The sequence below is a fragment of the Devosia sp. CN2-171 genome, from assembly GCF_049354815.1.
Lineage (GTDB): Bacteria > Pseudomonadota > Alphaproteobacteria > Rhizobiales > Devosiaceae > Devosia_A.
On sequence record NZ_CP186479.1, the window covers coordinates 3837501 to 3855969 of the forward strand.

Annotated in this window: 16 protein-coding genes, 1 tRNA gene and 2 rRNA genes (1 of these 19 running past the window's edge); 11 read left to right on the forward strand and 8 right to left on the reverse strand. The window is 62.9% G+C overall.

Annotated elements, in window-relative coordinates; all coding sequences use genetic code 11:
• From ACOYW5_RS19065 to ACOYW5_RS19075, 3 genes are all read left to right on the forward strand, one after another.
• Positions 1-2152: ribosomal RNA gene (locus tag ACOYW5_RS19065) — 23S ribosomal RNA — on the forward strand (it extends 577 nt beyond the left edge of the window).
• Between the two features lie 130 nt (positions 2153-2282).
• Positions 2283-2398 (forward strand): 5S ribosomal RNA (gene rrf / locus ACOYW5_RS19070).
• A gap of 287 nt (positions 2399-2685) precedes the next feature.
• Positions 2686-4641 (forward strand): tetratricopeptide repeat protein, encoded by a 1956-nt coding sequence (locus tag ACOYW5_RS19075; RefSeq protein ID WP_423066465.1) that lies wholly within the window; start codon positions 2686-2688, stop codon positions 4639-4641.
• A 9-nt stretch (positions 4642-4650) separates the two neighbouring features.
• On the opposite strand, the gene ACOYW5_RS19080 is transcribed toward ACOYW5_RS19075, so the two are convergent.
• A complete protein-coding gene (locus ACOYW5_RS19080) occupies positions 4651-5319 on the reverse strand; it encodes a phosphoribosyltransferase (RefSeq protein ID WP_423066466.1) in 669 nt (222 codons plus the stop codon).
• Between the two features lie 151 nt (positions 5320-5470).
• On the opposite strand from ACOYW5_RS19080, the gene ACOYW5_RS19085 reads away from it, so the two are divergent.
• Positions 5471-6475 carry an alpha/beta hydrolase gene (locus tag ACOYW5_RS19085; protein WP_423066467.1) on the forward strand — a complete coding sequence of 335 codons (1005 nt, stop codon included), beginning with the start codon at positions 5471-5473 and terminating at the stop codon, positions 6473-6475.
• A 7-nt stretch (positions 6476-6482) separates the two neighbouring features.
• Here ACOYW5_RS19085 and ACOYW5_RS19090 read toward each other — a convergent pair whose 3' ends face one another.
• Positions 6483-7328 (reverse strand): hypothetical protein, encoded by an 846-nt coding sequence (locus ACOYW5_RS19090; RefSeq protein WP_423066468.1) that lies wholly within the window; start codon positions 7326-7328, stop codon positions 6483-6485.
• Positions 7329-7467: 139 nt separating this feature from the next.
• Here ACOYW5_RS19090 and ACOYW5_RS19095 point away from each other — a divergent pair, with 139 nt between their 5' ends.
• Positions 7468-8448, forward strand: a complete 981-nt coding sequence (locus ACOYW5_RS19095; protein ID WP_423066469.1) for an aldo/keto reductase — start codon at positions 7468-7470, stop codon at positions 8446-8448.
• A 586-nt stretch (positions 8449-9034) separates the two neighbouring features.
• Here the strand turns inward: ACOYW5_RS19095 and ACOYW5_RS19100 are convergent.
• Together ACOYW5_RS19100 and bfr are read right to left on the reverse strand one after the other, a co-directional pair.
• Positions 9035-9445: a VOC family protein gene (locus ACOYW5_RS19100; protein ID WP_423066470.1), complete on the reverse strand. Its 411-nt coding sequence runs from the start codon at positions 9443-9445 to the stop codon at positions 9035-9037.
• Between the two features lie 118 nt (positions 9446-9563).
• Positions 9564-10049 (reverse strand): bacterioferritin, encoded by a 486-nt coding sequence (gene bfr / locus ACOYW5_RS19105; RefSeq protein ID WP_423066471.1) that lies wholly within the window; start codon positions 10047-10049, stop codon positions 9564-9566.
• 43 nt (positions 10050-10092) lie between these two features.
• Here bfr and ACOYW5_RS19110 point away from each other — a divergent pair, with 43 nt between their 5' ends.
• From ACOYW5_RS19110 to ACOYW5_RS19120, 3 genes are all read left to right on the forward strand, one after another.
• Entirely contained in the window at positions 10093-10350 is a 258-nt protein-coding gene (locus ACOYW5_RS19110; RefSeq protein ID WP_423066472.1) for a hypothetical protein, read from the forward strand.
• Between the two features lie 122 nt (positions 10351-10472).
• Positions 10473-11318, forward strand: coding sequence for an alpha/beta hydrolase (locus ACOYW5_RS19115; protein ID WP_423066473.1), 846 nt, complete (start codon positions 10473-10475; stop codon positions 11316-11318).
• Positions 11319-11323: 5 nt separating this feature from the next.
• Entirely contained in the window at positions 11324-12595 is a 1272-nt protein-coding gene (locus ACOYW5_RS19120) for an SEL1-like repeat protein (protein ID WP_423066474.1), read from the forward strand.
• A gap of 9 nt (positions 12596-12604) precedes the next feature.
• Here ACOYW5_RS19120 and ACOYW5_RS19125 read toward each other — a convergent pair whose 3' ends face one another.
• The 3 genes from ACOYW5_RS19125 to ACOYW5_RS19135 all read right to left on the reverse strand — a co-directional run bounded on the left by ACOYW5_RS19125 (position 12605) and on the right by ACOYW5_RS19135 (position 14938).
• The gene (locus ACOYW5_RS19125; RefSeq protein ID WP_423066475.1) at positions 12605-13297 is read right to left on the reverse strand and encodes a DUF599 domain-containing protein; all 693 of its coding nucleotides are present in this window, start codon (positions 13295-13297) and stop codon (positions 12605-12607) included.
• A gap of 57 nt (positions 13298-13354) precedes the next feature.
• Complete coding sequence (locus ACOYW5_RS19130; RefSeq protein ID WP_423066476.1) at positions 13355-13567, reverse strand: hypothetical protein; 213 nt, start codon at positions 13565-13567, stop codon at positions 13355-13357.
• Positions 13568-13900: 333 nt separating this feature from the next.
• Complete coding sequence (locus ACOYW5_RS19135; protein WP_423066477.1) at positions 13901-14938, reverse strand: aldo/keto reductase; 1038 nt, start codon at positions 14936-14938, stop codon at positions 13901-13903.
• 127 nt (positions 14939-15065) lie between these two features.
• On the opposite strand from ACOYW5_RS19135, the gene ACOYW5_RS19140 reads away from it, so the two are divergent.
• The 3 genes from ACOYW5_RS19140 to ACOYW5_RS19150 all read left to right on the forward strand — a co-directional run bounded on the left by ACOYW5_RS19140 (position 15066) and on the right by ACOYW5_RS19150 (position 17575).
• Positions 15066-15890 carry a hypothetical protein gene (locus ACOYW5_RS19140; protein ID WP_423066478.1) on the forward strand — a complete coding sequence of 275 codons (825 nt, stop codon included), beginning with the start codon at positions 15066-15068 and terminating at the stop codon, positions 15888-15890.
• Positions 15891-16016: 126 nt separating this feature from the next.
• Positions 16017-16093, forward strand: a tRNA-Met gene (locus tag ACOYW5_RS19145).
• A 141-nt stretch (positions 16094-16234) separates the two neighbouring features.
• Positions 16235-17575, forward strand: a complete 1341-nt coding sequence (locus tag ACOYW5_RS19150) for an MFS transporter (RefSeq protein ID WP_423066479.1) — start codon at positions 16235-16237, stop codon at positions 17573-17575.
• A 154-nt stretch (positions 17576-17729) separates the two neighbouring features.
• On the opposite strand, the gene ACOYW5_RS19155 is transcribed toward ACOYW5_RS19150, so the two are convergent.
• Positions 17730-18422 carry a GntR family transcriptional regulator gene (locus tag ACOYW5_RS19155; RefSeq protein WP_423066480.1) on the reverse strand — a complete coding sequence of 231 codons (693 nt, stop codon included), beginning with the start codon at positions 18420-18422 and terminating at the stop codon, positions 17730-17732.
• Positions 18423-18469: the final 47 nt, after the last annotated feature.

The window sequence follows — 18469 nt, forward strand, 5'->3', positions numbered from 1 at the left end:
TAAGCCGTTAGGTGTAGGCGTAGCGAAAGCGAGTCTGAATAGGGCGTCAAGTTAGTTGGATTAGACCCGAACCCGAGTGATCTAGCCATGTGCAGGCTGAAGGTAAGGTAACACTTACTGGAGGGCCGAACCCACGTAAGTTGAAAATTACGGGGATGACGTGTGGCTAGGGGTGAAAGGCCAATCAAACTCGGAAATAGCTGGTTCTCCGCGAAAGATATTTAGGTATCGCCTCGAGCGAATACTCCAGGGGGTAGAGCACTGGATGGGCTAGGGGGTCTCACCGACCTACCAAACCTAACCAAACTCCGAATACCTGGAAGTACTACTCGGGAGACAGACGGTGGGTGCTAACGTCCATCGTCAAGAGGGAAACAACCCTGACCTACAGCTAAGGTCCCCAAGTCATGGTTAAGTGGGAAAGCATGTGGGAATGCTTAGACAACCAGGAGGTTGGCTTAGAAGCAGCCATCCTTTAAAGATAGCGTAACAGCTCACTGGTCAAGCGTTCCTGCGGCGAAGATGTAACGGGGCTCAAACCATGCACCGAAGCTTAGGGTTTGCAACTTGTTGCAAGCGGTAGCGGAGCGTTCCGTAAGCCTGTGAAGGGATACTCGTGAGAGATCCTGGAGGTATCGGAAGTGCGAATGATGACATGAGTAGCGACAAAGAGGGTGAGAGACCCTCTCGCCGTAAGTCCAAGGGTTCCTGCGCAATGCTAATCAGCGCAGGGTTAGCCGGCCCCTAAGTCGAGGCAGATATGCGTAGACGATGGGAACCACGTTAATATTCGTGGGCCTGGTGGTAGTGACGGATCTCGCGGGTCTGTAGTCCCTTATCGGATTGGGGCTGCAGTGAGCAGGTTCCAGGAAATAGCTCCACCAACATAGACCGTACCCTAAACCGACACAGGTGGACAGGTAGAGCATACCAAGGCGCTTGAGAGAACTATACTGAAGGAACTCGGCAAATTGCACGCGTAACTTCGGGATAAGCGTGACCTTAATTGGCGCAAGCTGATTATGGTGGCACAAAAAAGGGGGTAGCGACTGTTTATCAAAAACACAGGGCTCTGCGAAGTAGCAATACGACGTATAGGGTCTGACGCCTGCCCGGTGCCGGAAGGTTAAAAGGAGATGTGCAAGCATTGAATTGAAGCCCCGGTAAACGGCGGCCGTAACTATAACGGTCCTAAGGTAGCGAAATTCCTTGTCGGGTAAGTTCCGACCTGCACGAATGGCGTAACGACTTCCCCACTGTCTCCAGTATAGACTCAGCGAAATTGAATTCCCCGTGAAGATGCGGGGTTCCTGCGGTCAGACGGAAAGACCCCATGAACCTTTACTATAGCTTTGCGCTGGCACTTGTGTCGGCATGTGCAGGATAGGTGGTAGGCTTTGAAGCTCGGACGCCAGTTCGAGTGGAGCCGCAAGATGAGATACCACCCTTATCGTCATAGGTGTCTAACCGCGATGTAACAGCATCCGGGACAGCGCATGGTGGGTAGTTTGACTGGGGCGGTCGCCTCCCAAAGAGTAACGGAGGCGCGCGATGGTGGGCTCAGACCGGTCGGAAATCGGTCGTTGAGTGCAATGGCATAAGCCTGCCTGACTGCGAGACTGACAAGTCGAGCAGAGTCGAAAGACGGTCATAGTGATCCGGTGGTCCCGCGTGGAAGGGCCATCGCTCAACGAATAAAAGGTACTCTGGGGATAACAGGCTGATACTGCCCAAGAGTCCATATCGACGGCAGTGTTTGGCACCTCGATGTCGGCTCATCACATCCTGGGGCTGGAGCAGGTCCCAAGGGTATGGCTGTTCGCCATTTAAAGTGGTACGTGAGCTGGGTTCAGAACGTCGTGAGACAGTTCGGTCCCTATCTGCCGTGGGTGTAGGAATGTTGAGAAGAGCTGACCCTAGTACGAGAGGACCGGGTTGGACGAATCTCTGGTGGACCTGTTGTCGCGCCAGCGGCATTGCAGGGTAGCTATATTCGGACGGGATAACTGCTGAAAGCATCTAAGCAGGAAGCCTCCTTCAAAACGAGCATTCCCTTGAGAGCCGTGGAAGACCACCACGTTGATAGGCCGGATGTGGAAGCGCAGTAATGTGTGAAGCTGACCGGTACTAATAGCTCGATTGTCTTGATCGTTCTCATTAGTCCATGCCCGCAATGAATTGCGGCATAGGGCGCTACGATCGGCACCTAATTAGATCAAAAAAAGTCTGCCCGGCCTCGTGCCGGCAGTGGAACCAGAATTCACCCGCATGTTTTTCGCCGATCTGGTGGTAATTGCGAGGAGCCCAGAACCCGATCCCATCCCGAACTCGACCGTTAAACTCCTTTGCGCCGATGGTACTAAGTCTCAAGGCTTGGGAGAGTAGGTCGCTGCCAGGTCTGCCAAAAACATGCGTGTCTCATAACGAAACCGAACGACAAACCCCGTCAGCGCAAGCTGGCGGGGTTTTGTTTTGTCCGCGTGCTGGCCTTTGCCGCAAAGCTGGGGCAAGGAGTGCTGTCCCAAGGCATTTCACCGCTTCTCCGGAACGGCAAAATGCCCAAGTCTTTGGGTTTTGTCGTGCCTTCGATCGCGGGATCAAATCCGTGAGGAAATGTCTGCGATCCCCGCCTGTCGCGGGGGGGCGGGTATGTTTCTGAAGGCTCTGTAGGAGTAGCGACCAGAAGTGACCACTGCCGCACACGCATATGAACAGGCATTCGCAGCACACCAGCGCGGCAAACTGGACGATGCGGTCGCCGGCTACGAGGAAGCCATAGGCGTTGATCCCGAGCATGCGGATGCGCTCCACATGCTGGGCGTCGCCCATATGCAGAAAGGTGATCCGGGCCAGGCGGCCAAGCTGATCCGGCGGGCGATTCGCGTTCGGCCGGATGATGCTCGGGCCCACAGCAATCTGGCCTCTGCCCTGATCGCGGCTTCCCGCTTCGATGAGGCAATCGAGATCGCGCGACGAGCAACGGAGCTCGATCCCGGCTCCGCGGATGCCTTGGGCAATCTCGGCACCGCACTGATCCGGCGTAACCGATATTCGGAAGCAATCGAGCCGCTTCGCCAGGCGCTCGCACTGCAGCCCGGGCGGGCAGGGCTGCATAGTGCGCTTGGAGCCGCGCTCGGCGTCCTGAGGGACTACGAGCCGGCGCTGGAGAGCCATCGGAGGGCGATCGAGCTGGCGCCCGATCGGCCGCAGTTTCGCAACAACATGGCAGCGACTCTGCGGATGGCGGGGCTGAAGGGAGAAGCCGAAGCGATGCTGCGGGCGATTGTTGAAGAGGGGAACACCGACCCCGACTATTTTGCGTCGCTTGCCAACCTGCTGCGGCGACAGGGCAGGATTGCCGAGGCCGTGGATGTGCTGCAGCAGATCGAGGTGCCGGAAGCGCGGGCAGTGATCGACGGGAGCCTGACCTTCCTGCGGAACTACACCAATAGCGTGACGGTCAGCGAACAACTCGAACAGGCCCGCCAGGCTGCGGCGCGCCAGACGACCGGGATCGAGCGCATGGCGGCGTCGACCGTCGACCGGAACCCAGGGCGACGTCTCAAGGTTGGACTGGTCTCTTCCGATTTCCGCCACCACGCAGTGGCATTGTTCCTGTTGGGCGTTGTACGCCAGATTGACACCAAGCAAGTCGAACTGTTCGCCTACTCGGGCACCGACACCGGAGACGACGTCAACCTTGCATTCAAGCAGGCTATCCTGAACTGGCGCGGAACCTCGAGCCTCGTCGACAGCGAGCTGGCTGAGCAGATCCGACGAGACCGCATCGATGTCCTCATCGACCTCTCGGGCCCCACCAAAGGCGGCCGCCTAGGTGCCTTTGCCCGCAAGCCCGCACCCGTTTCGGCCATATGGCTAGGCTATTCGGGCACGACGGGGCACGAGGCGGTCGACTATATCCTGGGGGATGCCGAAGTCCTGCCGGACGGCGTCGAGCAGTCGACCGAGGAGCCGTGGCGGTTGCCGGATGCCTATCTCTGCTTTCAGCCGACTGAGGACCCGCCGCCGATCGGTCCGCTTCCGGCACTGGGCAACGGCCGTATCACCTTCGGATCCTTCAACAATCTCGACAAGGTCAGCGCCGCGACCCTGGACGTGTGGACGGCCGTGCTCACGGCCGTTCCGGATAGCCGATTGGTGATGAAGGCCCAACAAGGATCGTCAGGGGCCGGCGACACGATCATCGACGGGCTGGTGCAACGTGGTGTGGCGCGCAACCGGATTGGCATGCTCGAGTGGGTGCCAGGGTGGTGCGAGCACCTGCCGCTCTATGACAAGGTCGATATCGGCCTTGATCCTTTCCCCTATAACGGGACGACGACAACCTGCGAGTCGTTGTTGATGGGGGTGCCTGTCGTGACCCTGCGGGGTGATCGCTTCATTTCCCGCGTGGGCGCGACGCTCATGCACAATATCGGGCTCGACGACTGGATCGCCGACAGCGTTGTCGACTATGTCGAGCTCGCGGTTACAAAGGCACAAGACCTCGAAACGCTGGGCACGCTGCGGGCCGAACTGCGGCAGCAGTTTCTGTCGTCGCCGCTCTGCGATACGCGGCGGTTCGCCCGCAATTTCGAGGCCGCGCTGCGCGGTATGTGGCGCCGCTACTGCGCGGCTTAGACCAAGGCCCTATTCGGGAACCCAGCCATCGTCCTGCCGGCGAAGGCGTGGCGAGCGGATGACGATTACCAGCTGATGCTCGCGGCGAGCGAGAGCTGCGGCTTCGCGCCATCGATCGGATTGCAGCATCGCGGCGCCGATGACGACGGGCTCGACACCCGCAATGGCGAGGAGTTCGAGCCCGGCGGTGATGGAGCGGCCGGTGCTGATGACATCGTCGACGAGAGCCACGCGCTTTCCTTGAAGCAACGGCAGCAGTCGCGGGTCGAGGTAGAGGCGCTTCTCGTCCGGCGTCGTCACCGAACTCATCGGCACCGAAAGGCGCGGCTCGTACCAGAATTTCCGCGACGTCCCGAGCGGTACGTAGCGGCTGTGGCCGAGACGCATGGCCACTGCGGCGGCGAGCGTCAGCCCCAGCGTCGGCAATCCGACCACCACGTCGGGGGAATGGCCCGCGAGCTTTGCCGCGAGATGGTCGGCGAGGGTGTCGAGCACGGCAAAGCTGGCCTGGTTGATAGTCAGCGAACAGAGCGCCGATTGTCCGTCGGGCAGCGGGCGGATAGGGAGGAGGAGCAGCCGGCCGTCCGGCAGGGTCGCCGGATAGGCACTGGCGAAAGGCGGATCGAGATCCAAGGCGCTGGCTGGCTGGAGTTCCTGCCAGAACTGGTACGGCTGCATGCCGACTCCCTAAACTTGCGATGCCCAGATCGTGACCGCTCGCTGTCCAACCATACGTGAATTCTGGCTGGTCTGCGGTTGCAGGTCACAAAATCTTCAGGTTCGTCGGCCAACTGATGCCAACTTAGAACTGTTTGACGGCGTTTCCCCAATGACCCGACCCCTCGGCTCCGCTTTGCGGCTCGTTATCTCTTTGCTCACGGTGTTCCTCGCCGCCGCTCCGGCGCTGGCGCAGGTGACGATCTTTTCGCCGTTCAACATCGCCGAAGCGGTGGATCAGGACGTGACGAAGACGGCCGATATCCCCTATGCCGACGGCAGCCGGAAGAAGCTCGACGTCTACCAGCCCAAGGACATGACCGAGTCCGCTCCGGTGGTGATGTTCATCTATGGCGGCAGTTGGCGCGCGGGCGACAAGTTCGAGTACGAGTTCGCCGGGCGGGCGCTGGCCGCCTCCGGTTTCGTTACGGTGATCGCCGATTATCGGCTGTGGCCCGACGTCAAGTACCCGGATTTCCTTGATGATTGCGCGCAGGCGATGCGATGGATCCAGGACAATATCGCGAGCTATGGCGGTGACCCCAAGCGCTTCTTCATCGCGGGTCATTCAGCCGGCGCCTATAACGCGGTGATGCTCGGGCTCGATTCCTCGTTTCGGCGCGACTACGGGGTGACGATGCCGATCCGCGCCGTCGCCGGCATTTCCGGGCCCTACAACTTCTATCCGTTCGAGTACAACGAGGTGCGGGAGACATTTGGTGATGCGCCGAACCCGGAGGGTACGCAGCCGATCAACCTCGTGACGTCCGACGCTCCGCCGATCCTGCTTGCCAGCGGCGACAGCGACCCGATCGTGCGCGTGCAGAACTCGCTCGATCTCGCCAACCGTCTGCGGGCCAGCGGTGTGTGGGTCACCGAGAAGTACTATGCGGGTTTCGGGCATCTCGAACCAGTGGTGGCGCTTGGTGCGATGATGCGGTTCCGGATGCCGATCCTGAACGACGTGGTCGAGTTCTTCCAGACTTTCGGGGCCTTCCCTTCCGGTACGCCGCGGCCGGTCTACACGCCCGATCCGCCGGAGACCGAGATGACGGCGGTGCTGAAGGAAATGGATGCGGTGTTGGCGCCGATCGATGGTGGCCGCCGGAACGAATAGGCTCCGGCTAGACGTTGACGCTCTGCATCCGGGCGGCGAAGGCCTCGCCGAAATCCGCCATGCCCTCGGCCACGATACGGCCGACGGCATAGGCGGCGATGGCATAGAACTTCTGCGCTGCCGGGGTGCGCAGGAACGTGATGTAGCGATCGAGGTCTTCATCGCTCAGGTCGCGATAGACATAGGCCATCATCGCCCGCTGCGTCTGCCCGATATCGAGCAGCAGTCCGGGCATCATGGCCTGCACCTGGGTGTCGATTTCCTCCCAGGGTACCGCGATCTGGCCCTGCTGGTGTGAAACGGAGAGGCCAAGCAGGAGCGCGCGCAGCGACTGGCCGACCATGGCGGCCGAGATTTCGGCGGAGACCAGCTCCATCAACTGGTCGATCTGGGTGGAACGGATCACCGGAGCCGAGCCAAAGAGCTTCTCCCCGCTGCTGATCGCGGCCACCTGCGCGGTCGGAGCGAGCAGGGCTGCGTTCCGCTCCAGCGCGGTCATGCGCTGGCCGAAATCCGAGCGGAAGAACGCGCCGAGGACCACCTGCTCATCGGCGGAGAGCTTGCCTTCGAGCGCCCGCGCCAGTCGGTCGTGCAGCTTGTCGGCGGCAAATACCGTGTTGGCGGTCGCTTCCCAGTGCTTGAGGAAGATCTCGTCGTTGGAGATTTCCTCGGTGCGCGCCGAGCTGGCGATGGTAGCGGCGAACTGGCTGAACACCACGTCGAGGGCGGTGGCGCGCATCAGGGTTGCGACTGCGGCCTGCTCGCTCTGGGCGATGGCGGGGCGGACGGCGAATTCGGGCAGTCCCACGGGCGCCAAGGCCAGTATCAGCACCGCCACAGATCGGACCAGCATCTGATGCCTCCCCTCCCGAGCTACTGCAGCCTAGCGCAGCCGCAGGTGCGTCGCCATCCTACCTTTTCCTTTCCGCACAAGCCTTGCCTCCGGCGGGTGAAGGGCGGCAAAATCCACCAAGAGCAGGGAGTAGCTGAATATGCAGTACACGCGCCTGGGCCGCACGGGCCTTGAAGTCAGCCGGATCTGCCTCGGCTGCATGTCGTTCGGCAACCCGAAACAGGGCTCGCATGAATGGACGCTGGACGAGGACGCGAGCCGGCCGATCATCCGCGCGGCGTGGGAAGCGGGGATCAATTTCTTCGACACGGCCAATGTCTATTCGCTCGGGAGCAGCGAGGAGATCGTCGGTCGCGCCCTTAGGGAATTGGGGCCGCGCGACGAACAGGTGATCGCCACCAAGGTGCATGGCGAAATGCGCAAGGGGCCGAACGGCCGCGGCCTCAGCCGCAAGGCGATCCTGAGTGAGATCGATGGCTCGCTACGCCGGCTCGGCACCGACTATGTCGATCTCTACCAGATCCACCGCTTCGATCCGGTCACGCCGATCGAGGAGACGCTCGAGGCGCTTGACGACGTCGTGCGTGCCGGCAAGGCGCGCTACATCGGCGCCTCTTCGATGGCGGCGTGGCAGTTCCTCAAGATGATCATGACGTCCGAGCGGCACGGCTGGGCCAAGTTCGTATCGATGCAGGACCAGCTCAACCTGATCGAGCGCGAAGAGGAGCGGGAGATGCTGCCGCTCTGCATCGACCAGGGGATCGGAGTCATCCCGTGGTCGCCGCTGGCGCGCGGCCGGCTGGCCCGTCCGTGGGGTCAGAGCACCGAACGGATGGAGACCGACGAATATGGCAAGACGCTCTACTTGAAGACCGAGGCGGCGAACCGCGCGATCAATGGTGTTGTCCTCGAGATCGCCGCGGCGCGCGGCGTGAAGATGGCGCAGGTGGCGCTCGCCTGGGTGCTGCAGAAGCAGCCGATTACCGCACCGATCGTCGGGGTCACCAAGCTCGGCCAGCTCGAGGATGCGGTGGGGGCGCTCGACGTTGTGCTCACAACCGATGAAATCGCAAAGCTCGAGGCGCCGTATCAGTCGTCGGGCGAGCGCAGCTTCCGATAGCCCGCTTTGTTCATGGTCCTGCCATTCATTTCCCGATTGGAGAAGGAAGGTGCGTCGCTCTCAGTCGGCGTGCCGATGTTTCCGGCGGCCATTGGCCCCGGAGGATGTCAAAGAGCTCTCCCCCTGATCAAGGGGGTTAGCGACGTGCCGGCGAGGCGTTTGCCCCTCGCGGGTAGTCCGCAATGTAAGTGAGGCTCACGCCTCGCCGGCCGATCGGGGTTTTTGGCGTATGGCACGATGGCTCGGGCGCTTCCCGTGCCGCATCGCGAGGAACCTGCCGACTGCAAACGGCCGGAATCCACCGAACCGTCCCGCCATTTGCGGCCGCCTCATGCGTGGCAGCCTGGTCCCCTGAACCACCCTGCATTCGGATGGCTCCCGCGTGCCAGCGGCGTCCCCGGCGAACCGGATCATGCCGTCGTGCTTTCGGCCTGATGGCGAACGACTCCCCCACCACCCAACCTCCCCCGCACCAACCACTCGTCATGATCTCGCTTCGGTGCAGCGAACAGGAGGGATAATCGCATGGGTTCGGAGTGAGGGGATAAATTCCTCATCCGCCGTGGGGCCGGTGGTGTTGACGAGACTAGACCGGCTCGCGGATGACTGATGGCGCGGAGCGCTTTTCCCGGCCGTGGGTGACGGCTTCGATGTTGTTGCCGTCGGGGTCGAAGACGAAGGCGGCGCAGTAGCCAGGGTGGTAGCTGCGCTCGCCAGGTCCACCATTGTCGGTGCCGCCGGCAGCGATGGCGGCGTCGTAGAACCTTTTCACCATGGCTTCGTCGCGGGCCTGGAAAGCAAGATGTACGTGGGAGATCAACTGGTTGGGACCGGGGTGACTGATGTAGAGCTCGTCGAACTGGAAGGCGTGCGCGTTGTGATTTCCTGGCGGCAGTTCGAGCGCTTCGAGGATGGCAGTGTAGAATTTCGCCGATCTGTCGAGGTTGGCGACGTTGAGATGGACGTGGTCGATAAGGCGTCCGGCGTGGAATTCCATGATCTTGCCTCCGGTTTGTCACTAACATGAACGAATAGTGAACAGAAAACAACCGGGGCTAAACGAAGAGGCCGGCCGCAAGGTTGCGGCCGGCCCCTGAACTGGACGTGTGGCCCGGTTATTCGGCCTTGTCGGCGCTGTCGGAATTGAGCTGGCCGTACTTCTCGACGCCGATGGTGTTGAGCAGCTGGAGTTGGCTTTCGAGGAAGTCGATATGGCCTTCCTCGTCGGCGAGGAGTTCCTCGAACAGGTTCTTGCTCACATAGTCGCCGAGCGACTCGCAGAGTTCGCGGCTGGCCTTATAGGCCTTGCGGGCATCGTACTCGCCGGCGAGATCGCATTCTAGCACTTCCTTGATGGTCTGACCGATGCGGAGCGGGGCGACGCGTTGCAGGTTGGGGTGGCCTTCGAGGAAAATGATGCGCTCGATCAGCTTGTCGGCGTGATGCATCTCCTCGATCGACTCGGCACGCTCCTTACTCGCCAGCTTGGTGTAGCCCCAGTCCTGGAGGATGCGGAAATGCACCCAGTACTGGTTCACGGCACCCAACTCGAGGAAGAGGGCCTCGTTAAGCCGCTCGATGACCTGTGCTTCGCCTTTCATTCCGACCTCTTTGGCGTTTACGACGCATGGCCGAAAGCCGCGCGTGAACCGGATGCGGTTCGGCGAGCGGCTTTTCGGACGTCTGGAGGTGGTACTCTTCCGTTACGGCAAGGATAATGTCTACCACATTCGGAACGCAGCCGGCGCATTTGCAGCGCTTGTCGAGTTCCCGGTAGATCATGGCCGGGACGATGATCTGCCAGGGATCCTCGCGCAACAGGTCCAAGATAATCTGCTTGATCTCCCTGTCGGTGATCACGTTGCACTGGCAGACAAGCATGGGCAGGCGGAGGCTCTCTGATACTCGGGGGATAAAGCGCTACGGAAACCTGATTGTCAACGTCAGTTATTATCGCGGCCCCTGTCGCCGAAACCATCGCCGCCGCCAGCCGTATCTAGCAGGCGTCCAGAGTTCTTGTTTCCATGTCCTTCTCCCTCGTCGGCCTCCTCAATTTCGTGACCCCGAAGTCGCTGCGCTCGCGCCGCGTTGCGGTGGGAGTTTCGTTCGGCCGGCGGCCGCGCCTGCGGCTCGATGTCTACGCGCCGCGTTCAGGGCGGGGGCCGTGGCCGGTGGTAGTGTTCTTCTATGGAGGAGCTTGGAACGAGGGAGACCGGCGCGACTTCGCCTTTGTCGGGCGATGGCTGGCGGCGGCGGGCTATCTGGTCGTCGTTCCGGACTACGGCATCGTGCCGGAGGTCGAGTATCCGGTGTTCCTCGAGGATTGCGCCGCCGCTGTCCGCTGGGCGGTGGAGAACGCCGGTCGCCATGGCGGCGATGCCATGCGGCTCGGCGTCATGGGGCATTCGTCGGGAGCCTACAATGCGGTGATGGTGGCGCTCGAGCAGCGCTACGGCGTCACGCGCGAGATACAGGCCGTGGTCGGGCTATCCGGACCCTATGACTTCTACCCGTTCGACGTGCCGATAAGCATCCGCACATTCGCCGAGGCGAGCGATCCGCTGGCGACCCAGCCGATCAATCTCGTGACGCCCGCGGCGGCCCCGATGCTGCTCGCCAGTGGGGACGATGACACCGTGGTTGGGCCGCATAATACGGTGGGACTGGCCAGGGCCCTTCGCGCCCAGGGTGTTGCGGTAGAAGAGCTGCACTATGCGGGCTTCAGGCATCCGGCGACGCTGCTCGAACTGGGCACGCCGCTCAGCCGCCGCTCGACGCTTGCCGGCGCAGTCCTCGCCTTTCTCGATCGTACCCTGGGGGCTGGCGCAGGGGTTGCGAGCCGATATGATCGGGTGAGCGAGAGGGAGTAGGACGCATGCAGTTGCAGTGGGCGATGCTGGCGGCGGGGGTCATTGTCCTTTCGAGCTGTGCGGCCCGCGCGAGCGAAGCGTTCGACGCCTGTGCCGCGGCAAGCGCCAGCCAGTATGAAGCCGGCTACGACAAAACCGGCTTCGACAGCAGCAAGATGGACACGGCGCGGGCGATCGAGCTCTGCACCACTGCGCTGGCGGCGGAGCCGGATTCCGCGCCGCTCAAGGCATGGCTGGGTCGGGCCTACGCCACAGCCGGCGACGCCACGACGGCCGCGACCTATCTCGAGCCTGCGTCACTTGCGGGCAACGTGCTGGCGCAGACGCTGTTGGGCGACATGCTGATCGTCGGCGATGGCGTACCGCAGGACATGGTGCGGGGAGCGGAATTGCTGCGGCTGGCGGCCGATGCCGGCTTCGCGCCGGCCGAGGACAGCCTCGGGCTCAGCTACGATTTCGCCGAGGGCGTGGACCAGGACCATGTGGAGGCCGCCCGCCTCTATCGGCGGGCCGCCGAAAAGGGGCTGCCGCGGGCGATGACCAATCTCGCGGCCATGTATGCGAGCGGGATGGGGCTCGATCGTGACCTTGTCGCCGCGGCCGCCTGGTATCAGCGCGGCTCGGACCTCGGTGATGCGGGAGCGCAGTTCAACCTGGGGAAGCTCTTCGAGGAAGGCGCGCTGGGGGAGCCGGACTTCGGGCGTGCCGCGAAGCTCTATCGGGCGGCTGCGGAGCAGGGCGATGTGCTTGCCGCCAATGCGCTCGGCCTATTGACGCAGTACGGCAGCGGCACGAACAGGGACGAGGCGGAGGCCGTGGTGCTCTTCCGGCAGGCAGCCGACGCGGGGCTGGCCGAGGCACAGTTCAACCTGGCGCTGATGTATGAGAATGGCATCGGCGTGCCGCAGGATTATGCGCTGGCGCGGCAGCACTATCGGCAGGCGAGCGAGAGCGGTAATGCCGATGCGGCGGCCAATCTCGGGCTGCTCTATCTCAACGGCAGCGGTTCGGCGCCCGACTTCGCCAAGGCATTGCAATTCACGCAGCGTGCCGCCGACGGAGGCAGTGCCGTGGGGATCAACAACCTCGGGCATCTCTACGAATATGGCCTGGGCGTAGCGCCGGATGCCGAGCAGGCGTTGGCGCTCTACAGCCAAGCGGCGGAGCTGGGCTACGCGCCCGGAGCGGACAATCATGCGAGGCTGGAGGCGACGCTTAGTGCGCCGCGCGATCCGGCCCTCATCAAGGTCTACCCCAAGAGCAAGATCGCCAACTGAGCGGCGGGCTTAGCCCTCTTCGTGTTCCTGCTCGCGGCGGGTTGCGAGCACTGCGACCGAGGCCGCGACGCGGTGGGCGCTCGAGAAGAACTCCCGGTGAATCATGAAGCCGACGGTGACGAGGCTGGCAACGATCGCCAGCCATTCGGTCGCGAACCAGAACACCATCGGCACGGCGAAATAGTAGGCGCGGATGCCGTTGTTGAAGTTCTTGGCGGCGAGCGTGTTGAGCTGGGCGATGGCGTCGATCTCCTCGCGCTTGGTGTGCCGCGAGTGCTCGATGGCGCCGAGCATGATGCAGAAATGGTTGAACTGGCGCAGCGCCAGGGTGAACGAGAAGAAACTCAGGACGAAGATGGTGAGCGTTACGAACAGGTGGATCTGCGCATCCTGGGTCGTGTAGCCGGCGTGGATGCCGACGATATCGAGCGTTCCCATCAGCGCGGTCAGGTTGCCGAAGGCGGTGAAGACCGCAAGAATCAGCAGCACGGAGGTCGAGGCGAGGAAGCTAACCGAACCCATCAGGTTGCCGGCGAGGATCGCATCCATGGGCGTGTCGCGCTTGACGGCATTGGCCACCCAGCGGCGGCGCTGCATCGACATGATCACGGAAAGCGATGGGCGGCGTCGCTCGAACAGCGGCACACCGTAATTGTAGGCGAACCAGCAAACGAGCGGGAAAAGCGTCGCAACCAGAGTCATGCGTAGGGGGCCCCGAGAATCGGAAGCCTCCTTATAACGCGGCGGCGTGCGGTTGCCCTAGATGAACGGGGGCGAGAGCAGGTTGACGAAGCGCATGGTCTCGGCCGGATCAGTCGGCTTATCCGCCGGCGCCGGCCACTTGCCGGCGAGCACGGCAGCGTCGCTTTCGGCGCGGGTCAGACGCCACTCGGGGCCGAAGAAAGGTTTCTGACGATCGTCGCCCTCGGGCAAGTCCTCACGCGGGCTCAGGATGCCGATGAAGTGCAGCACGTCGCGTCTCCTCTAGGTTGCGGGCCCCGCCGCCGACAGGGGGCGGCGGCGGGGTCGCTTGGGCGCCGGGAAGGGAGGGAGGAGGACCCGGCGAATGAGGTGACTTTGCCAAACTCTATGGAATTGGTCGAGAATTTGGATGCCAAAGTTGGTCGGCGGCGGGGGAATTTTTGTTGTTTGGGCTGGTGACGGAAGAGTGCCAGCCGATAGAGACGGCCCCCTCCCCCTTAAAGGGGGAGGTGCCCTGCCGGTTCACTCGGCACGATTGAAGATTGAGCCTCTTCTCTTCACCTCCCCCTTTAAGGGGGGAGGGGGCCGTCTCTATCGGTTGATCTACAGCGTCCGTGCGTAGCGCATGAAGGTCTGCTGGATGCCGTCGAGGACTTCGGGCGAGAGCTTTACGTCGGCGGCGGCGATGTTGGTCTTGAGCTGGTCCATGCTGGTGGCGCCGATGATCACCGAGGTCATGAAGGGCTTGGTCAGGCAGAAGGCGATGGCCATCTGGTTGACGTCGAGGCCGTGCTTGTCGGCGAGCTCGATATAGGCCCGGATGGCGGGCTCGGTGTACTGGTTGTTGCGATAGGCCGAGCCGGCGACGGCGCCGCGCGTGCCGGGTGGCAGCACGCCGCCGAGGTACTTTCCGGAGATCGCACCGGCGGCGAGCGGCGAGTAGGCGAGGAGGCCGACATCCTCGTGGTAGGCCAGCTCTGCGAGATCGAGATCGTAGTAGCGGCGCAGGAAATTGTATTCGTTCTGGATGGTCTGGACGCGCGGCAGCCCAAGTTCCATCGAGAGCTTGAGGTATTGCATGGTGCCCCAGGCGGTCTCGTTGGAGAGGCCGAAGTGGAGGATCTTGCCCTCCTTGACCAGCTCGCCCATTACCTGCAGCACTTCGAGCATGTTGGGGACGACGCTCGCCTTGTCCTGGCGGAAGGGCTCGTAGTCCCATGAGCCTTCGAAGTGGTAGTGACCGCGGCGGGGCCAGTGGATCTGGTAGAGGTCGATGCGGTCGGTCCTGAGGCGGCGCAGGCTGCCTTCGACCGCCTCGCGCACGCTCGGACCGTCGATACCGCGGCCGCCGCGGACCCAGGGGCGGCCGCCGCCGGCGACCTTCGAAGCGAGGACGATCTGGTCGCGCTTGCCGGTGTTCTGGAACCAGCTGCCGATGATCTCCTCGGTCTTGCCGTAGGTCGAGGCATCGGGCGGCACGGCGTACATCTCGGCGGTGTCGAAGAAGTTGATGCCCTGCACGACGGCATAATCCATCTGCGCGTGGCCTTCGGCCTCGGTGTTCTGCTTGCCCCAGGTCATGGTGCCAAGGCAGATTTCGGAGACCGCGACATTGGTGCGGCCAAGCGTCTTCATCTTCATGTCAGGCAATTCCCTCTAAAAATCGGCGGCACCCTATGGGCCTCACGAGATTGAGACAATCCCCGAGGTTGCGCCGGCGGGGATGATCGGAGACAGTGCCCGCCCGACGCATCCGAGGTACCCGTTCTTGAGCAAACTCCTGCCGTTTCTTGCCATCGCCGGGACACTCGCGCTGCTATCGGCGGTGCCGGGCGTGGCCCAGGATCTGCCCCGGGCGGACAGCATCGCCAAGATGGAGCTGAAGCAGCTGCGCGAGCTCACCGGCGCCGTCACCGCCAGTGTCGGCCAGGATACGCTGAAGCTGCAGCCGGCGGCGAAGGCGCGCAACTGCCTCGAGCTTACGCGGGCGGCCAATGCCTTCGCGCTCGGCTATTCGATGCTGGCCGAGGTGGATAAGGCCCTTGCCGGCAAGCCGCCAAAGGAGGCGGCGCCGCTCAAGGCCAATGTGATCCAGTCGCGCATCATCACGTTCGCCGCCCGGGTGCGGGCCGAAGAGTGGCTGAGTCGCATCTGCGTCGGCTATGTGCCGCCACCCGAGCAGGCGGGCGAGGCGCGGTACACGACGCCGGCCAAGCTACAGACGGCGGAATTCACCACGGCGGTGATCGAAGCGCGCCAGGTCGCCGAGGCCAACCTCGCGCTCGCGGTCCAGGCCGGCATGGCCAAAAACTGCAAGGCAACCTACTCGGCGCTCGAATCAATCCAGCTGCTGGTGCCCTATCTCGAAAAGCTGGTGAAGGATGTCGCGACACGGCCGCAGGCACTGGGGCCACGCGCCAGCCGGCGCGGACTCGAGGTGGTGAAGCTGCAACTCGTCAATGCCGGCAACAAGCTCTATCGCGAGGTGGGTATCGGCTGCGCCAAGGCCAGCCCTTCCGCCGGCCAGGGTGGCGAGTCGCCGAAGCCGGTCGAAGCGCCGCCCGTCGAGCCGACGGCACCGGTCGCACCGTAGCCGGTCAAAAAAGTGTCACGGCGGCGCTTTTTGCCTTGAGGTCGGGGGGATCACCCCCTATATACGCCCTGCGTCGCGGCGATGGCTGCGTTCGAAAGACGCGATCAATCCGAGGGTTGAATCTGACGCGGGGTGGAGCAGCCCGGTAGCTCGTCAGGCTCATAACCTGAAGGTCACAGGTTCAAATCCTGTCCCCGCAACCAATCCTGGATTGCAAGAGCCCCGCGAAAGCGGGGCTTTTTGTTTGGCCGGTGCGATTGGCATCGGCGCGGCAGGGTTTTGTCACGGTTTCCATTCCGGCCTTCATGCGTTAGGCAATCTGTCCCACGGAGCCAGACCCTGCCATGTCCCCGTTTCACCAGATTCTCGGCAATAACCTCGTTGCCAACGTGACCAATTTCACGGTGTGGTTCGCGGTGACCTTCTGGGTCTATCTCGAGACCCATTCGGTGTTCGCGACCGGCATGATCGCGGGCATCTACCTAGTGCTCACGGCGGCTTTCGGGATCTGGTTCGGCTCGATCGTCGACCATAATGCCAAGCGCCTGGTGATGCTGGGTTCGAGCGTGGTGTCATTCGGATTCTACGTCGTCGGCATGGTCGTGCTGCTGGCGTTCCCCGAGGCGGTCTTCACCAATCCCTATGGCCCGGTGCTTTGGATTTTCGTGCTCGTCGTGATGTTCGGGGTGATCGCGGGCAATATCCGCTCGATCGCCCTGCCGACGCTGGTGACGATCCTGATCCCGGAGGATCGGCGCGACAAGGCGAACGGGCTGGTCGGGATGGTGACGGGCATCGGATTCCTGACCACGTCGGTGATTTCAGGCTTTCTCGTCGCCTGGGGCGGGATGCATGCGGTGCTGGTCCTCGCGCTGGTGCTGACTGTACTGGTGTTCGCGCACCTGTGGTTCGTTAAGGTGGATGAGGGGCGGGTCGAGCCGACTGCCGATGCGCCGGCCGAGCCCAAGACGGTCGATCTCAGGGGGACCATCCGGGTGATCGGGGCGGTGCCGGGGCTGTTCGCGCTGATCCTGTTCGCGACCTTCAACAACTTTCTCGGCGGCATCTTCATGGCGCTGCTCGATGCCTACGGCCTGTCGCTCGTGTCGGTGGAGATATGGGGGCTGCTGTTCGGCGTGCTGTCGACTGCCTTCATCATCTCGGGGATCATCATCGCCAAGACGGGGCTCGGCAAGAAGCCACTGCGCACGCTGCTGATGGTCAATCTGATCAGCTGGGCGGTGTGCTGCGTGTTCACCATTCAGCCTTCGATCTGGCTGCTGGTCGCCGGCATGTTCATCTGGATGCTGCTCGGGCCCTATGCCGAGGCGGCCGAGCACACGACGCTGCAGAAGGTGGTGCCGCTCGAGCGGCAGGGGCGAGTGTTCGGCTTCGCGCAATCGGTGGAGCAGGCGGCCTCGCCGCTCACCGCGTTCATGATCGGGCCGATTGCGGAGTTCATCTTCATCCCGTTCATGACCACCGGGCTTGGTGCGGAGCTGATCGGCGGGTGGTTCGGCACGGGACAGGCGCGCGGTATCGCGCTGGTGTTCACGCTGGCCGGGATGCTCGGCGTGGTGGTGACGATCCTGGCGTTCAACAGCAAGTACTATCGCCAGCTGACGGCGGTCTATGCGGCGGCACCGGACGATGAGAGTGAGCCCGAGGCGAGCCCGGCGCAGTAAGGTCATAGGTCCCCGATGGTGCCTCTTCATCCTCCCCTGGGGGACCGGCGCAGCTGGTGGAGGGGGGCGACGGGAAGGCGCCGGTGAGTGTGGCCCCTCCGCCGCCTTCGGCGGTCCCCCTCGTGAACGGGGAGGATAAGAGGCCGCTACGCCGCTACACGAACATGCCGAGGTGGCGCTGCAGGGCGGCGTTGAAGTGAGCAACGAGTGCCGTCTCGGCCCGGTCGGGGTCGCGTTTGGCGCAGGCGTCGATGATCTCGAGATGCTCGCGGATCGAGCGCTGGGCCAGCGGCACGGTCATCTTGCGGTCGAGGCGGACCAGCCGCAGGTAGTTGTGCATGCGATGGTAGCTGGTGTCGATCAGCGGGTTGCGCAGGATGTCGATGACCGAGTTGTGGAGCAGGGTCTCGAGCACCTCCATCTCGGCCATGGCTTCGGGGGTGAGACCGTCCTTCTCGATTCTGCTGGCGAGGGCGCGGTGGCGAGTCCCGAGTTCCTCGATCAGGTCCTCGTCACCGAGCTCGGCGAAGGTGCGGACCGCGGCGCGCTCGACGATAGTGCGGAACTGATAGGTCGACTTGGTCAGCTCCAGCCCCGGCTTCACGAACTGGATGCCCGAACGCGGGTGGATGGTGAGGATGCCCTCGACTTCGAGCGTGCGGAGCGCGTCCCGGAGCGGCGCAACGGGGATGCCGAGGAGCTTCACCAGGTCGTTCTGGGAAACGAAGGCGCCGGCCGGTAGGCGCCGGTCGAACAGGTTTTCGAGGATACGCCTGTAGGCGAGATCGCTCAGCCGGCCACCCGGTTGCACGTCGGCCAGAATCTCCGATGCCTCTCTTCCAGCCACTTGTGCGTCCGCCTTCATTGGTCTATTACCACCAGCCACTGATATAT

Coding starts and splice junctions, on each gene's coding strand:
- ACOYW5_RS19095 (WP_423066469.1), top strand. CDS start 7,468: ATGCAGTACACGCGCCTGGGCCGCACGGGCCTTGAAGTCAGCCGGATC.
- ACOYW5_RS19120 (WP_423066474.1), top strand. CDS start 11,324: ATGCAGTTGCAGTGGGCGATGCTGGCGGCGGGGGTCATTGTCCTTTCG.
- ACOYW5_RS19135 (WP_423066477.1), bottom strand. CDS start 14,938: ATGAAGATGAAGACGCTTGGCCGCACCAATGTCGCGGTCTCCGAAATC.
- ACOYW5_RS19125 (WP_423066475.1), bottom strand. CDS start 13,297: ATGACTCTGGTTGCGACGCTTTTCCCGCTCGTTTGCTGGTTCGCCTAC.
- ACOYW5_RS19150 (WP_423066479.1), top strand. CDS start 16,235: ATGTCCCCGTTTCACCAGATTCTCGGCAATAACCTCGTTGCCAACGTG.
- ACOYW5_RS19085 (WP_423066467.1), top strand. CDS start 5,471: ATGACCCGACCCCTCGGCTCCGCTTTGCGGCTCGTTATCTCTTTGCTC.
- ACOYW5_RS19080 (WP_423066466.1), bottom strand. CDS start 5,319: ATGCAGCCGTACCAGTTCTGGCAGGAACTCCAGCCAGCCAGCGCCTTG.
- ACOYW5_RS19115 (WP_423066473.1), top strand. CDS start 10,473: ATGTCCTTCTCCCTCGTCGGCCTCCTCAATTTCGTGACCCCGAAGTCG.
- ACOYW5_RS19100 (WP_423066470.1), bottom strand. CDS start 9,445: ATGGAATTCCACGCCGGACGCCTTATCGACCACGTCCATCTCAACGTC.
- ACOYW5_RS19090 (WP_423066468.1), bottom strand. CDS start 7,328: ATGCTGGTCCGATCTGTGGCGGTGCTGATACTGGCCTTGGCGCCCGTG.
- bfr (WP_423066471.1), bottom strand. CDS start 10,049: ATGAAAGGCGAAGCACAGGTCATCGAGCGGCTTAACGAGGCCCTCTTC.